This window comes from uncultured Maricaulis sp., from assembly GCF_905480005.1.
Lineage (GTDB): Bacteria > Pseudomonadota > Alphaproteobacteria > Caulobacterales > Maricaulaceae > Maricaulis.
The window spans coordinates 23213-38390 of sequence record NZ_CAJQOO010000072.1 but is presented as its reverse complement, the minus strand read 5'-3'; the positions used below and the strand labels follow the sequence as shown (position 1 = coordinate 38390).

15 protein-coding genes and 1 pseudogene are annotated in these 15178 nt (G+C 62.0%); 9 read left to right on the top strand and 7 right to left on the bottom strand.

The annotated features are described in order from the left end of the window. The 6 genes and pseudogenes from sucA to QZ266_RS07625 form a co-directional block, all read left to right on the top strand. Window positions 1-996, top strand: a pseudogene (sucA, locus tag QZ266_RS07650) (2-oxoglutarate dehydrogenase E1 component); the annotation flags it as partial. Between the two features lie 36 nt (window positions 997-1032). Next, window positions 1033-2592, top strand: a complete 1560-nt coding sequence (gene odhB / locus QZ266_RS07645) for a 2-oxoglutarate dehydrogenase complex dihydrolipoyllysine-residue succinyltransferase (RefSeq protein ID WP_295693490.1) — start codon at window positions 1033-1035, stop codon at window positions 2590-2592. 10 nt (window positions 2593-2602) lie between these two features. Continuing rightward, the gene (locus QZ266_RS07640; protein ID WP_295693486.1) at window positions 2603-3049 is read left to right on the top strand and encodes a hypothetical protein; all 447 of its coding nucleotides are present in this window, start codon (window positions 2603-2605) and stop codon (window positions 3047-3049) included. Window positions 3050-3103: 54 nt separating this feature from the next. Then, window positions 3104-3562, top strand: coding sequence for a hypothetical protein (locus tag QZ266_RS07635; protein ID WP_295693483.1), 459 nt, complete (start codon window positions 3104-3106; stop codon window positions 3560-3562). Window positions 3563-3661: 99 nt separating this feature from the next. Further along, on the top strand, window positions 3662-5062 hold the full coding sequence (gene lpdA, locus QZ266_RS07630; RefSeq protein WP_295693481.1) for a dihydrolipoyl dehydrogenase: 1401 nt from the start codon (window positions 3662-3664) through the stop codon (window positions 5060-5062). A 203-nt stretch (window positions 5063-5265) separates the two neighbouring features. Next, window positions 5266-5814, top strand: a complete 549-nt coding sequence (locus QZ266_RS07625) for a GNAT family N-acetyltransferase (protein WP_295693478.1) — start codon at window positions 5266-5268, stop codon at window positions 5812-5814. A gap of 20 nt (window positions 5815-5834) precedes the next feature. Here QZ266_RS07625 and QZ266_RS07620 read toward each other — a convergent pair whose 3' ends face one another. The 4 genes from QZ266_RS07620 to QZ266_RS07605 all read right to left on the bottom strand — a co-directional run bounded on the left by QZ266_RS07620 (window position 5835) and on the right by QZ266_RS07605 (window position 8509). Continuing rightward, window positions 5835-6134: a transcriptional regulator gene (locus QZ266_RS07620; RefSeq protein ID WP_295693475.1), complete on the bottom strand. Its 300-nt coding sequence runs from the start codon at window positions 6132-6134 to the stop codon at window positions 5835-5837. Continuing rightward, window positions 6135-6749, bottom strand: coding sequence for a hypothetical protein (locus tag QZ266_RS07615; RefSeq protein WP_295693472.1), 615 nt, complete (start codon window positions 6747-6749; stop codon window positions 6135-6137). Between the two features lie 156 nt (window positions 6750-6905). Continuing rightward, entirely contained in the window at window positions 6906-7841 is a 936-nt protein-coding gene (locus QZ266_RS07610; protein WP_295693469.1) for a tyrosine recombinase XerC, read from the bottom strand. Further along, window positions 7823-8509 carry a DUF484 family protein gene (locus QZ266_RS07605; protein ID WP_295693465.1) on the bottom strand — a complete coding sequence of 229 codons (687 nt, stop codon included), beginning with the start codon at window positions 8507-8509 and terminating at the stop codon, window positions 7823-7825. Before QZ266_RS07605 ends, QZ266_RS07610 begins: the two co-directional genes overlap by 19 nt. A gap of 241 nt (window positions 8510-8750) precedes the next feature. Here QZ266_RS07605 and QZ266_RS07600 point away from each other — a divergent pair, with 241 nt between their 5' ends. Both QZ266_RS07600 and QZ266_RS07595 read left to right on the top strand, forming a co-directional pair. Further along, window positions 8751-10916, top strand: a complete 2166-nt coding sequence (locus QZ266_RS07600; protein WP_295693463.1) for a primosomal protein N' — start codon at window positions 8751-8753, stop codon at window positions 10914-10916. Window positions 10917-10941: 25 nt separating this feature from the next. Beyond that, a complete protein-coding gene (locus tag QZ266_RS07595; RefSeq protein WP_295693460.1) occupies window positions 10942-11739 on the top strand; it encodes a TerC family protein in 798 nt (265 codons plus the stop codon). A gap of 6 nt (window positions 11740-11745) precedes the next feature. On the opposite strand, the gene QZ266_RS07590 is transcribed toward QZ266_RS07595, so the two are convergent. Genes QZ266_RS07590 through QZ266_RS07580 form a run of 3 tightly spaced genes read right to left on the bottom strand, consistent with a single transcriptional unit; the run spans window position 11746 to window position 14346 of the window. After that, window positions 11746-12645: a hypothetical protein gene (locus tag QZ266_RS07590; RefSeq protein WP_295693457.1), complete on the bottom strand. Its 900-nt coding sequence runs from the start codon at window positions 12643-12645 to the stop codon at window positions 11746-11748. Window position 12646: 1 nt separating this feature from the next. Then, window positions 12647-13624, bottom strand: coding sequence for an SPFH domain-containing protein (locus QZ266_RS07585; RefSeq protein ID WP_295693456.1), 978 nt, complete (start codon window positions 13622-13624; stop codon window positions 12647-12649). After that, on the bottom strand, window positions 13621-14346 hold the full coding sequence (locus QZ266_RS07580; RefSeq protein ID WP_295693453.1) for an NUDIX domain-containing protein: 726 nt from the start codon (window positions 14344-14346) through the stop codon (window positions 13621-13623). Before QZ266_RS07580 ends, QZ266_RS07585 begins: the two co-directional genes overlap by 4 nt. 292 nt (window positions 14347-14638) lie before the next feature. Between QZ266_RS07580 and QZ266_RS07575 the strand changes: the two genes are divergently transcribed. Further along, window positions 14639-15178, top strand: coding sequence for a F0F1 ATP synthase subunit delta (locus tag QZ266_RS07575; protein ID WP_295693450.1), 540 nt, complete (start codon window positions 14639-14641; stop codon window positions 15176-15178).

Genomic DNA, 15178 nt, shown 5'->3' with positions numbered 1-15178 from the left:
GGCACGTTCTCGCAGCGCCATTCGCACATCATCGACCAGCAGACCGCCGAGAAATACACGCCGCTCAATCACCTGACGCCGGACCAGAAGAAGTATGAGGTCATCGACTCCATGCTGTCTGAAGAGGCTGTGCTCGGGTTCGAGTATGGCTTCTCGCTGTCGGCGCCGAACACGCTGGTGATGTGGGAGGCCCAGTTTGGTGACTTCACCAATGGTGCCCAGGTCATCATCGACCAGTTCATTTCCTCCGGTGAGCGCAAATGGTTGCGCATGTCCGGTCTGACGATGTTGCTGCCGCATGGCTATGAAGGACAGGGGCCCGAGCATTCGTCGGCCCGTCCCGAGCGCTTCCTGCAGCTGTGCGCGGAAGACAATATGCAGGTCGCCAATTGCTCGACGCCGGCCAATTACTTCCACATCCTGCGCCGTCAGATTCACCGCAATTTCCGCACGCCGCTGGTGATCATGACGCCGAAAAGCCTGCTGCGTCACAAGCGTTGCGTCTCGCAGCTGGCTGCGATGGGGCCGGGCTCGTCCTTCCACCGCGTGCTCTGGGATGATGCGGATGAGGCGTCCCGGCCGGAAGGCGAAATCCGCCAGACCACGCTGAATCTGAAATCGGATGCGGAAATCCGCCGCGTCGTGCTGTGTACCGGCAAGGTCTATTACGATCTGCTGGAAGAGCGTGAAAAACGGGGCACGGACGACGTCTACCTGATGCGCGTCGAGCAGCTTTACCCCTTCCCTTACAAGGCACTGATCGCCGAACTCGCGCGTTTCCCGAACGCCGAGATCGTCTGGTGCCAGGAAGAGCCTCGCAATATGGGCTACTGGACCTTTGTCGAGCCCAATATCGAGTACGTGCTGGGCAAGATCGACGGCAAGGCCGAGCGTCCGCGTTATGTCGGCCGTACGCCGACTGCGTCGACGGCGACCGGTATCGCCTCCAAGCACAAGCAACAACAGGATGCCCTGGTCGATGAAGCCCTCTCCTAGGGCGCGACCAACTTCTTTGAAGGAAAGACGAGAGACATGACCGATATCACCGTGCCGCAGTTGGGCGAAAGCGTCACCGAAGCCACCGTGGGCAGTTGGATGGTCAAGGCCGGCGACGCCGTCTCGAGGGACGATGTTCTGGTTGAACTCGAAACCGACAAGGTCGCGGTGGAAGTTCGAGCCGACGCGGATGGCGTGATGGGCGAAATCCTCGCGAATGAAGGCGAGAATGTCGAAATCGGTGCCAAGCTGGCTGTTCTGGAAACCGGCGGTGGATCGGCTCCGGTCGCGGAGAAGGCGCCCGCTGATGAGGCTTCCGCTCCGGTCGAGGATGCGCCGAAGGAAGCGGCCGACACGGGCGTCCCGGCTGAGGCGGACGCCATGCCTGCCGCGTCGGGTGCTGCTGTCGAAGCGACTGTTCCTCAAATGGGCGAAAGCGTCACCGAGGGCACGATCGGTTCCTGGCTGGTCAAGGCCGGCGATACGGTCGAGATTGACCAGGCTCTGGTCGAAATCGAGACCGACAAGGTCGCCGTTGAAGTCCCGTCACCGGTTGCCGGCACCGTCTCCGACCTGCTGGTCAATGAAGGTGATACGGTCTCTCCGGGCGATGCGGTCGCCCGGATCAGCGAAGGCGTCGCGGCGTCGCCTGCCAGCCCGGCAGAGATGCCTGGTGCCAAGTCAGGCGAAGGCGACGACAAAACGGCCATGCCGTCCGCAGCCCGCGTGATTGAGGAAAACAAGCTCGACGCCGCCTCCATTGACGGCACCGGGAAGGATGGACGGATCACCAAGGGCGATGCGCTCAAGGCGGCCGCGGCACCGAAGCCTGCCGCGCCAGCCGCGCCGGCCCGGGCCCCGACCCCTGCTCCGGCCGCCGCGCCACGCGAAACCGGTCCGCGTGAAGAACGTGTTCGCATGACCCGGCTCCGCCAGACCATCGCCAAGCGCCTGAAGGATGCCCAGAATGCGGCGGCGATCCTGACCACCTATAATGAGGCCGACATGTCGGCCATCATGGCGGCACGCAAGACCCACCAGGAAGCCTTCGTGGCCAAGCACGGGGTCAAGCTCGGTTTCATGAGCTTCTTCGTGAAGGCCTGCTGCCATGCGCTCAAGGAAGTACCGGCAGTGAATGCCGAGATTGATGGCACCGACATCATCTACAAGAACTACTACGACATGGGTGTTGCCGTCGGTACGGATCGTGGCCTCGTGGTTCCGGTTGTGCGCGATGCCGACCAGATGTCGCTGGCGGAGATCGAGAAGGAAATCATCCGCCTCGGCAAGCGGGCCCGTGACGGCAAGCTCTCCATTGATGAGATGCAGGGCGCGACCTTCACCATCTCGAATGGCGGTGTGTATGGCTCACTGATGTCGATGCCGATCCTCAACGCCCCGCAGTCCGGCATTCTGGGTATGCACAAAATCCAGGAACGCCCGATGGCCGAGAATGGCCAGGTCGTGATCAAGCCGATGATGTATCTCGCACTGTCCTATGATCACCGGATCGTCGACGGCAAGGAAGCGGTGACCTATCTCGTCCGCGTCAAAGAGAATCTCGAAGACCCTCAGCGCATGCTGTTTGATCTGTAGGAGACAGCTCATGCCGCTGCTCCGATATCTCCTTGTCGTGCTGGCGGTGATGCGGGGTATGTACGGGCTGCGGTCGCCGATTGCGGGCTTTCTGCATCAGGCCGGAATCGAGGGGCAGCTTGGTTATTCGGTGACAATCACGCGGATGCTCGCCGAGACCGGATGGGCATTGTCTGTGTTGTCTCTGGCGCTGCAACTCGGTTACTTCCTGGTCGCCTGGGCTATTTGGACCAATGCGCGTCGGCTGCTCTGGTTGGCATTGGCGGTTTATCTGGTCGATCAGGCAATGTGGATCGGCTTCAGCGTCCGGCCTGAGGATGTGGCGGTCCACCAGCAGGCGCGGGTCGACCAGGCTTTTGACCCGGAAATGCTGGACTGGATCCTGTTCATGCTCGAAACGCTGATCGCTGCCGGGGCGCTCGCGCTTGGAATCCGGCACGGGTCGGAGAGGGCTTGATGAGCATGGCCGTGATCAGGTGATGCGGCGCGATCAGCCATAAGGGGCTTGGATGTGACGGCAAATCTGTTTCTGCTCGCAGCAAGATGGGTGCTCGTCCTTGCAATCGGCGCCTGGGCTTACAACCAGCTATCGTCGGCGGCCAATGTCCTGGCAATCAAGTTTGGAGACGCGGTCTCGGCCGGTATCGACCCAAGCCTGATCATAATCGTTGAGGCGATGGGCCCGTTTCTGGTTGTGCTCACCGTTGCCAACGCAATTTGCTATGCTGCGAGCACAGTCCTGCTGGCCGCGCGTTTCTCGGCGGCACTGCCCGTCTACGCGGCGGCAGTTGCCTTTGATTTGACGGGTTGGGTGGTCTATTCGTCTGATTCTAATTACGATTTCTGGGCGGCCTCCACACCGGCTCCAGCGGACTGGATTGCAAATAGCCTGCTATTGGCCGGGCTGATTGTCATGATCATCTTGCGCCAGGCCGGTGCCATCCCGAGGCATATGATACAGAACCGCTGATCAGCTGCCGCGGCAGCGTTTTACCCTCTTACAAGCCAGCCCCTGCCGGGGCATATAGGATCAACAAGCCGCGACGGCGGCGAGCAGAGCGAGGCGAGCATGTCCGACACGTATGATATTGTAATCATTGGCGGCGGCCCGGGTGGCTATAACTGCGCAATCCGCGCTGGACAGCTTGGGCTGAAGGTGGCGTGCGTCGAGATGCGCGGCACGCTTGGCGGCACCTGCCTCAATGTTGGCTGCATCCCTTCCAAAGCCCTGTTGCACGCGTCTGAGCTATTCGATGTCGCGCGGACCGGGTTTGCCGCACTCGGGATCAAAACAGGTAATGTCGAACTCGACCTTGATACGATGCTGGGTCAGAAGGACGAGGCGGTTGATGGCCTGACCAAGGGTATCGAATTCCTGTTCAAGAAAAATGGTGTCGAGTATATCCGCGGCCGCGGCCGGATTGCCGGCCCAGGCAAGGTCGAGGTCGAATCCGAGGGAAGCAGCACTACGCTGGAAACGCGCAATATCGTGATTGCCACCGGGTCTGAAGTCACCCCGCTTCCGGGCGTCGAGATCGACGAGAAGCGTGTGGTTTCCTCGACCGGCGCCCTCTCGCTGGAGGCGGTTCCGGGCAAGCTCGTCCTGATCGGCGCCGGCGTGATCGGGCTGGAACTTGGCTCGGTTTGGCGTCGCCTGGGGGCAGATGTCACCGTGGTCGAGTATCTCGACCGCATTCTTCCCGGAATGGACAGCGAGTTGGCCAAGACCGCCCAGCGGACGTTTGCGAAACAGGGCATGGACTTCAAGCTTGGCACCAAGGTGACCGGCGTCGACACGTCTGGCGAGACGCTTGCGGTGACGCTGGAGCCGGCTGCCGGTGGCGAGACCGAAACGATTGAGGCGGACACCGTCCTCGTCTGTATCGGCCGTCGCCCCTACACAGACGGGTTGGGTCTCGAAACCGTGGGGATCGAGACCGATCAGCGCGGCTTCATCGCGCACGATCACTATCGGACCACAGCCGAGAATGTCTGGGTTGTGGGCGACTGCACGCACGGCCCGATGCTGGCGCACAAGGCTGAAGACGAGGGCGTGGCCTGTGCCGAGCGGATCGCCGGCAAGGCGGGGCATGTGAATTACAACGTCATACCGGGTGTCGTGTACACGGCGCCGGAGATCGCTTCGGTTGGCAAGACCGAAGACGAGCTCAAGTCGGAAGGCCGCAAGTATAAGAAGGGAAAATTCCCCTTCCAGGCCAATTCCCGGGCGCGCACCAATCATGCCACGGACGGATTTGTGAAAATCCTCGCCGATGCGGAAACCGATGAAATCCTCGGCGCTCACATGATCGGTGCCAATGTTGGCGAGATGATCGCGGAAGTCTGCCTCGCCATGGAATTCCGGGCCGCGTCCGAGGATATTGCGCGCACCTGTCACCCACACCCCACGCTGACCGAGGCGGTCCGCCAGGCGGCTATGGGTGTCGAGGGCTGGACGATGCAGTCCTGATCACAGGTTCGGGCTCGGTTGGCGCGAATTGTTTCACGGCGATGTCGTACAAGTCTGCTTCCTCCGTGCTAGGCTTTATCTGTCGGGACGAGCCGTCAAAGGGTCTACCCAAAGCTAGTCGGACCCGGCGGTGCGCGCTAAGAGAGTTGTGTGGCCGGTGTGTCGCATGCGTCTGTTCAAGTCTGGGTCAGGGTTAAACTTAGATGCCGAAGCCGATCGAAATCGCTTCGCCGCGCCTGCGGCTGGTTGCGCTGAATGCCGAACTCGCCGCGCTTCAGCTTGAGGATAGCCTGGCGTTCTTCAAAGCCTTGGGCGTCGATCCCGAACCAACCTGGCCGCCGGAACTCATGGATCTGGCGACCATGGAATGGACGCGCGACCAGCTCGCCGCGCATCCCGGAGAGTCCGGCTGGTATTCCTGGGTCTATATTTCGCCGGTCATGAACCGATTGCTTGGCACGGGCGGGTTCAAGGGGGCACCGGATGCGGACGGCATTGTCGAGATCGGCTACTCCATGCTGATCTCCTACCGTGAGCAGGGCCTGGCGACCGAAGGTGTCGTTGCTTTGCTGGACTGGGCCTATGCGCATGATCGGGTCAAATCGGTTGTCGCCCATACCCGCGATGATCGGGACGCGTCGCACCGGGTGCTCGAGAAGGCGGGCTTCGTCGAGGGCGAAACACGCCAGGAGCCGGATGAGGGCTTTGACGTGATTGCCTGGCACCATACCCCCAACCGGCAAGCGGCCTGACCTCGGTCAGGCTTGGAATTTCACGGTTGAATCAGGTTCTTGAGCTGGTCGAGATAGGCAATCCAGGCGGCACGCCCGGTTTTGGTCAGTGAAGCCCGGGTCTGGGGTTTGCGGTCGACGAAGCTTTTCTCGATCGCGACATAACCGGCTTCCTCCAACTTGCGCAGATGTACCGACAAATTCCCGTCGGAGGCGCCGGTCCGGGTTTTGATCTCGGTGAAGCTGGCATCCCGTGTTGCCGACAGAAAGGCCATCACAGCAAGCCGAAGCTTGCCGTGAATGACATCGTCCAGGGCGTTGGCGTCAAAATCGTCCGGCATTCACACGGCCTCCGCCGCAGGCTCTCCGCGCAGGAGAACGAGACCCGGGACGATGGCCAGGATGCCGACGGCTGCTGCCGCGAAAAGATAGAGGCCATGTGTTCCGACCAGAAGCAGGCCGGCTCCGCTGAACAACCAGGCCAGGATGGCCATGCCCTGCATCCAGCGCGCGCCGCCCAACTGGGCGCTGACATTGAATGACATTCCATAACCGGCGAAGGCGACCAGGGGGATGGTGTCAAACAGGATCGCATGGCCCCGGCCGAGGAAGGCGGCGACCACGGCGCCGATTGCATAGGCAGCCACCATCCAGGTGACGCCGCGCCAGGCGGCGGCTTCGCCGCGATTATTCACCGCACCTGTGCCGGGCTTGTTCCGCAAGGTGCGCCCCAGAAGACTGGATCCGATCAGACCGATTATCCCGTAGGCCAGCCAAACCAGACCGACATATTGGGTCGGGATGGCGATTGTTCCGGTGATGATGCTCCAGTGAGCAAGCAGTGCCGGTGCGGCCAGCCCGCCCCACCAGATGAAGAAACGTCCGCTGAGGGAAGGCGCATATTGTCCACTGGCGGCGACGTCGCGTAGATATTCGAGGTCGGATTGTTCGCTCATAACGATCTCCCAAGTTCTTTGAAAATTAAAGTACAGGGATTGCCGATGTCCGGCAAGGGGATTGGGCGTGCGATATTCCCGGACCCAGATCCGTATGAGGATCGGCTTGCTCGACGGGCTTTGCTGCGGTGCTCTGGCGAGGCTGCAGGCGGCGGGTCAGCCTTTGCGCGCGCGTGGGTGCGCGCCGTCATAGATCGCCATCAGCCGGGCGCTCTCAACATCCGCATAGATCTGGGTGGTGGAGAGGCTGGCATGGCCGAGCAACTCCTGGATTGCGCGCAGATCGCCACCATGCGCGAGGAGATGGGTGGCAAAGGCATGGCGCAATGCGTGTGGTGTCGCGGTTTCCGCAAGTCCGAGTCGGCCGCGCAGATCCTGCATCAGCATCTGCACGTTGCGTGCGCCCAAAGCCCCCCCGCGCGCGCCCCGAAAAAGTGCAGCCTCCCGCTCCGTGGGATAAGGGCAGAGCGAGACATAGCGCGCGGCGGCTTCCGCGACGGCCGGCAGCACCGGGACGATCCGGGTCTTGTTGCCCTTGCCCGCGATGCGCAGCGTGTCCCCAAAGGGATAGTCCTCGCCGGTCAGGCCAAGTGCCTCGGAAACTCGCAGACCACATCCGTACAGGAGGAGGAGAACAGCCTCATCGCGCGCGCTGATCCAGTCCGGTTTTCCGCGCGCGCCGGTTTCCTCAAGCAGCTGGCGTGCAGCCTCTTCGCTGACCGGTTTGGGGGTGCTTCTGCCGAGCTTGGGGCTCTCCACGAGCGAGAGCGCTGGATTGTCGAGTCCCCAGCGTCGCTTGGCATAGGCAAAGAAGGTCCGAACGGCGGATAGCGAGCGGGCCAGGGAGCGGGCCGACAGGCCGGCGCGTCGGCGTTCGGCCATCCACGCGCGAAAGTCACGGGAGGTGAGGGTGGCGAGATCGCCCAGGTCTGGCGGTGACCCCAGATGATCGAACAGGAAATTCCCAAATCCATCCAGGTCACGCTGATAGGCGTCAAGCGTCCGCGGGGAGAGCCGCCGCTCGCCGGCGAGATGGGCCAGGAAGGCGGACTGCGATTCCGCCCATCCGGTCTTCAGGTCTGATGCAGCCATTGGACCACCATGCGCTCCACGGCACGCGCGAGGAAATTCAACAATTCGGTGCCCTGGCCTGACTGAAAGAGGTGAGCGTCCCGGGCAGCCAGGGCGATCAAGCCGTCATGACCATTGAAGTCGAGCCGGACAATCGCCTGCGAGCTGACCCGCGCGCCTTGCTGGCCATAGAGAGCGTGTGCATTGCCGGGGTTCACAGGGCCCAGCATTTCAACATGATCGCCCAGAACATCCCCGACAAAGCCTTCCGCGGCACCCAGGATGGACTCGGCATTTTTCAGGGGGGCGTGTCCCTCAATCAGGACACGGCAAACATCCACACCCAATGCACCGGTCAGCCGGTTCGACATCTTGCTGTCGAGTCCGGACAGGGAATCCACTTCCAGCAGGGCCAGCACCGCCATGTGGATCTGCGATTGGATGGCGAGATTGGCGCGCGCGGTTTCAACGATCGAACCGTTCAGTGATTTCAACTGGCGAATTTCTTCACGCAGCTTGTCACGCGCAGCCGCACCGAGGTCGATTGCGCCGTCATCGCGGCTGGTTTCGACGATCAGCGAGAAAAGCTCGGCGTCTTCGCGCACGAAGTCGGGATTGGTGATCAGGAAGGCGCGAACCTCCTCGGCGTCGCTCGCAGCGCTATTTTGCCGGATCTCATCCTTTGACATGCCGATTGTCTCCCTCGCCTTGAACGCCCACTCTTGTCCTATTCGGTTTACGAGAAGCAAACCGATCTGATTGACCGGAGGTGGCGCATGATCAAACCCGCTCAAAGAGAATATGGCGACAGGATCAATACGGGCGATTCCGGGAAGGCTGAGTGTGACCGGAGTCTCCCCGCATGGTCATCGTTATGATCGCAGGCGAGCTGACACCTGATTCGTTTCTGCCCAGAGCCAGGCCCCGATATTGACCGATACCTTGCCCTATCGCGTGTCCATCCTGTTTCCGCTGCCCCTGCCGGAAGCTTTCGACTATCTCGTCCCGGCGGAGATGGAGCTGCGCCCTGGTGATCATGTGCGGGCGCCACTGGGCAAGCGCTCGGCGCGCGGTGTTGTCTGGGCCGTGAAGACGGGTCCGGGAGACAGGGCGCTCAAGACGGTCGAAGCGCCCGAGGGAGGTGCCCCCCTGCCGCCGGGCATTCGCAAGTTCGTCGACTGGCTTGCCCGTTACCTGGTGCAGCCGCCGGGCATCGTCCTTCGTTCCGTTCTGCGGTCCAGTGAAGCTCTCAAGCCTTCGCCCACGGAGACGGTCTATCGGCGCGGTGGCGGCGAAGCCGAGCGGATGACCGATGCCCGGGAGCGGGTGCTGGATGCGATGGCGGCCCTGGGCGAGGCCAGCGCGTCCGAGTTGGCCCGTGAAGCCGGGGTCACGGCCTCTGTCGTCAAAGGATTGGCCAGGGTCGGCGCGCTGACCGAGCTGGTTCGCCTTGTCGACCCTCCCTTCGAGACACCGGATCCGGAAGGCGAAGGCCTTGCCCTGACGCCCATGCAGACCGAGGCGTCCGGCGTATTGCGCCGGCTTGTCCAGGCTGGCGGCTTCCAGGCGGCGCTGCTCGATGGGGTGACGGGTTCAGGCAAGACGGAGGTCTATTTCGAGGCCATTGCCGAATTGCTGAGACGAGAGCCAGAGGCGCAAATCCTCATCATGCTGCCCGAAATCGCGCTCACAGAGGCCGTGCTGTCGCGCTTCCGGGCCCGCTTCGGTGCGGAGCCCGCGCTCTGGCATTCCGGGGCCGGTCCGAAAGCGCGGCGCCGGACCTGGCGTGAAGTGGCGGAGGGTCGTGCCCGCATCGTTGTCGGTGCTCGCTCGGCGCTCTTCCTGCCCTTTCCGGGCCTGCGCATGATCATCGTCGATGAGGAGCATGACCCGACGTACAAGCAGGATGAGGGACTGCCCTATCAGGGTCGGGACCTGGCGGTGGTCAGGGCCAAGATCGAAGGCGCGAACGTCATTCTCGCTTCGGCCACCCCGTCTCTGGAAAGCCTGTTCAATGCCCAGGCCGGTCGCTATGTCCATGTCCGCCTCGCGGCTCGGCCTGGGACGGCGATCCTGCCGGAGGTCGACACCATCGATTTGCGTGAGCACCCGGCCGAGACGGGGCGATGGATGTCGCCGCCCCTCATCGAGGCGGTGCGTGACACGCTGGAACGTGGCGAACAATCGCTGCTCTATCTCAACCGTCGTGGCTATGCGCCTCTGGTTCTCTGTCGCGCCTGCGGCCATCGCATGGTCTCGCCGGATACCCAATCCTACCTCGTCGAGCACCGCTATACCGGCCGCCTGGTTTGTCACGTCACGGGCTTTTCCATGGCCAAGCCGAAGCGCTGCCCCAGCTGTGACGCCGAGGAAAGCCTGACCTCGATCGGGCCGGGCGTGGAGCGTGTCGCCGAGGAGGCGCGCCTCACCTTCCCGGACGCGCGCGTCGAAATCTATTCGTCGGACAGCCGGTCCGGTGCCGAGATCGTTGCCGCAATGGAGCAGGGCGAGATCGATATTCTCGTGGGCACCCAGATTGCCGCCAAGGGTCACAATTTCCCGGGTCTCACCCTGGTCGGTGTCATCGACGCGGATCTGGGTCTGGCCGGGGGCGATCCGCGGGCCGGGGAGCGCACCTTCCAGACGCTGGTCCAGGTCGCCGGCCGTGCCGGGCGGGCAGACCGTCCCGGGCGAGCGCTTCTGCAAACCCATCAGCCCGAGCATGATGCGATCCAGGCGCTGATCGCCGGGGATCGGGATGCATTTCTCGACATGGAGTTCATGGTCCGCGAATCGCTTGGCCTGCCGCCCTTTGGGCGCTTGGCCGCGATCGGCTTCATGTCGATGAATCCGGAACAGGTCGACCGGGTCGCCAGCGACTACGCCGCCAAGGCGCCAAACTCCGAGGGTGTCGAAATCTGGGGACCGGCAGAACCGCCCCGCGCCATGGTGCGGGGCTGGCATCGACGCCGCATTCTCGTTCGAGCCGACAAGGAAATCGACATTTCGGCCTATCTGAGGGCCTGGTCAAAGCGCGTGAAGACGCCCCCATCTGTGCGGGTGTCAATCGATGTCGAACCCTATAGCTTCATCTGAGCACCGCAACCGGGACTGACCTGCCATGATTGAATTCCTGACTTCACCCGCCGTCTGGATGTCGCTCCTGACCCTGACTTTCCTTGAGGTCGTTCTGGGCGTGGACAACGTGGTTTTCGTCTCGGTGGCTTCACAAAAGCTCGCCAAACACCAGCAAACCCGCGGTCGCGACATCGGTATCTGGTCGGGCGCCGTGATGCGGGTCGTCCTCCTTTTCGGTCTTGTGTGGCTCACCGGCTTGACCCATGCGACGCTTTTCAACCTGCCCGAATTCCTGCACGGGCTGGCAGACCCCGATCATCCTGACCGCCTGATAGAAGTGACGCTGGAGGACCTGATCCTGCTGCTCGGCGGCCTCTTTCTCCTATGGAAGGGAACGACCGAGATACACGACACGATCGAGGGGCATCCTGATGCTGGCAAGGGCGGCAAGGTGTCAGGCTTTGTGGCGGTGATTGTGCAGATGTCCGTGATCAATCTGGTCTTCTCGTTGGACTCTGTTTTGACAGCTGTCGGGATGACCCGCGATCTGGGCGGCGCCGACGGTGCTGCGGCGCGCCTGTTCGTGATGGTCACCGCAGTGCTCGTTTCGACAGCCATCATGGTCGCGTCGGCGAAGCGGGTTGCCGATTTCCTCGAACGCTACGCGACGGCCAAGATGCTGGCGCTGAGTTTTATTCTTCTTGTCGGTGTGGCGCTCATCGCCGACGGCCTCGGCTTCCATATCCCCCGGGGATATCTCTATTTCGCGATCGCCTTCTCGCTCCTCGTCGAGGTGCTCAACATCATGGCGCGGAAGGGCCGGAAGGCGTCGCCGAAATAGGGTCTGTCAGGCAGGCTGGATGAGTTGCAGGGTCTCATGCGCACGCTTGATGGATACGCTCAGGCCCCGGTCAAAGGCGAGGCGGTCGTCCTCGATCCCGTCCGCAAAGACAACGCCTGACTCGTTCATCTCGGAAGTCAGGGAGAGGGCCTCGCCGGGCTTGATAAGGCCGTACTTGAGTGAATTCCCTGTTGTCGGACTCGGCCAGGGCTCGCGCGGAAAGAAGGCGAGTTTCGTGTCGGATGGGTCGATTGAGACCCTCGCGCCGGAGAGTTCGATGATCGATCGCGCCCAGCCTGTGGAGCCGGTTCCGGTCGCGATTATGACGCCGGAAGACGATTGGCGCTCGATAGATCCGGCATGAGTGAGCGTGTAACGCGCCGATTGGTGCGAGCGGTGTCCAACGAATATCTCATTGAGGGCCAGCAAGCGCTGGCCGTCACTCAGCGAGGCTTCCACCATTGTCCGGTGCTGCACGGCCGCCGCACCATCGGCAACCCGCGGCAGAAGCGAGCGAAGCTGGTCGGCCCGATGGGCGACGAGAAGCCCGGCGATTTGGTCCGGGGCCGGATTCACACCGACGACAGGCTTGCCGTGCGCATATTTCGCCAGATTGGCGATCAAGCCATCCTGACCAATCGCGATGACAATATCGCCTTCCGCGAAGAGGAAGCGGGACAGGTCGGAGCGGTCGATCTCGATATAGCGCCAATCCTGTGGGATCGATCGCTGAACTGTCAGCAAGGCGCGCTTCTGAGCGTCCGCCTGGCCCATGAGCGGCTCCATTTCCCGATCATGCGAGCGCAAAAAGAATTCCACCTGACCGAGCGTGCCGTGTCGACCAATCAGCAAGTCCAGGTCGGTCTGCCGTGTCACGAGGACCGCGCGGGGTGTCAGGATGCTCACCTCAATCGTCCTTTCGCGCGATCCGTTTGAACTCTGTGCCCAGAGCGGCAAGAAGCTCGGGGGTAATGTTGAGATGCTCGATCGTGCCAATGCTCCCGGCAAATTCCGTCGCGGCGAGACCGATATGGGTGCTGGTCGGAAGGTCGCGATACAGGTTGATGCGGCCCTCTTCAGCCTGGTTTCGTGCGCCTTCAATCAGGCGGATCTCTTCCGCATCGGCCGTCGCCTTCACCAGGGCTGCCGCGGCATCGCCCTCCGCGCGCTGGCGGGCATTCTCTGTATCCCGGTCGATAAGCTCGCGCTCGCGACGCGCGAGTTCGATCCGGGTCTTGAGCTCGTTCTCGGCGATCGCCTGTTCCTTTTCCACTGCCATGGCGCGCCGGGCGAATGTCGCCTCATCAGCCTGCTGCTGGATTTTCTCGAAAGTCGGCGTCTGCAGGGCGCGTGCAAGGTCCGCCGATGGTTTCACATCCGCCACGTGGAGGGTGATGACTTCAAGGCCCAGCTCCGAAAGCGCCACGGCTTCGGTGAGTTGTTCGCTCAAATAGGTCTGGATGGCCCGGACTCCGGTGTCGAGGGCATCGCGCACGGCCAAGGCGCCGAGATAGTCCGTGGCCGCCTGTTGGACATGTGACGCAAGCAGGTTCCGGATATAATCCATTGGAGTGGCAATATGCGTACCGCGTCGCAAGTCGATACTGAAATCCACTCGCTCGCTGATCCGCTCGGCATCGCGAATTCTCCACAGGAGAGTCCCCTGCACCATCACGTCCTGAAAATCTGACGACCGAGCATTGATCACGAAGGGAGTCTGGCGATCATCCATCGGCAGCTCCTGAAGCGATACCTGGTCCGGGCGAAACCAGAATGACAGGCCTCGACCCGAGGCGATGCACTGACCGCGCGCATACTTCATGACGTAGCTGGAGGCGTCGCTGCGCAAGTGCCGGATTCCGGGGTAATTGCGAATTTCAATCATGACTCTGATTCCTTGTTGATCCGCTCATAGAGCTCTGCCGGCCGAAACGCCTTGCCCTTCTCCCGTTTTCCGGTCGGTCGGACGAAGCCCCGGTCGATCATTTTCTTTCGGAAGGCGGGCTTGGTGAGCGTGTGTCCCAGGATGGTCTCGTGGATCTCCTGGAGCTCACGCAGCGTGAAGCGGTGTGGCAGGAGCTCGAAGCCAACGCCTGTATAGTCCAGCTTGCCACGCAGTCTTTGCAGCGTAGTCGCGATGATCAGGCTGTGGTCGAAGGCCAGTTGCATCGGATGACCGTTCCGGTCGCGCAGCTGCGCGGCAGGGCCCTCTTCGTTTGTGCCGAGGCGCTGGACGACCGCTGTATCGAGACCATGCTGCTTGCGCGCCGCCTTCTTGAAAGTCTCGGGCGGAACGAGTGCGAAATAGGCAACCGAAACAACGCGCCCGCGCGGATCTCGATCGAGAGCGCTGAAGGTCCGTAGCTGCTCGACAAAGGCGTCATGAAGACCCGCCTTGCTCTGAAGAACCCGGTTCACCGTTTGCTCGAGTGTTTCATCGATGCGGACAATGCTGCCGGGAAGGGCATGTGTGCCGCCGACCTTGTCGCCATCCGAGCGCTTCTGGACGAGCACCTCAATCACGCCGTCCACTATGGTCAGGAGTGCCAAATCGACGGCGAGGGCCGGCTGGACGTGTCGTTTGAGCTCGTTGGGGCTTGCGGGCATGGTCAATCTCTCTTCTTATCCATTAGTAAATATCTAACTTGTAATAAGTCAAATCATTATTTCTCGAGAGGGCGGCAGAAGGTGCTTGCATGCTGAATCGCCCGGTGTGAGTGGCTTGCTGCCTGCTCCCCCCTGTGCTATCGCAGCGCCGAACCTGAGGGGCTTGCAGTGCAACACGGTGAGTCTCGATTTTTATATCGTTGATAATCAAGCGTTTATGCCGTTCGCGGCAAATTGATGAGCGCTGATCCAGCAAGAGAGTGACGTCACGGTGAAGACCGGCGAAGACGCCATGACAGCCAACGCCGCGGGCCGCTATGCGACCGCGTTGTTCGAGCTGGCGAAATCCGAAGGTGCAGCGGGTGCTGTAGAGGCTGATCTTTCGGCCTTTCAGGCCATGCTTGGCGACTCTGCCGAGCTGAGCGGAGCGCTCGCCTCGCCGCTGTATACTGCCGAAGCCAAGGCCGGCGTCCTCGCCGATCTGGCGAAGAAGGCAAAATTCAACGCAATGACAGGCAATGCCTTTGGCGTCGCTGCGCGCAATGGCCGCGCCGGACAGCTCGGCCAGGTCGCGCGCATCTTCGCTGCGCTGGCTGCAGCGGACCGCGGCGTTGTCACGGCCGATGTGCAGACAGCGGCCGCATTGACCAAGAAACAGACCGAAGCCCTTGCGGCTTCGCTGAAGGGTGCCTTCGGGCGCGAAATCGAGGTTCGTACGGAAGTACGGCCTGAATTGATGGGCGGGCTGATCGTGAAGGTCGGCTCCCGCATGTTCGACTCCTCCCTCCGCACCAAGCTGGATGGGATGAAGACCGCGATGAAAGAGGCCTAG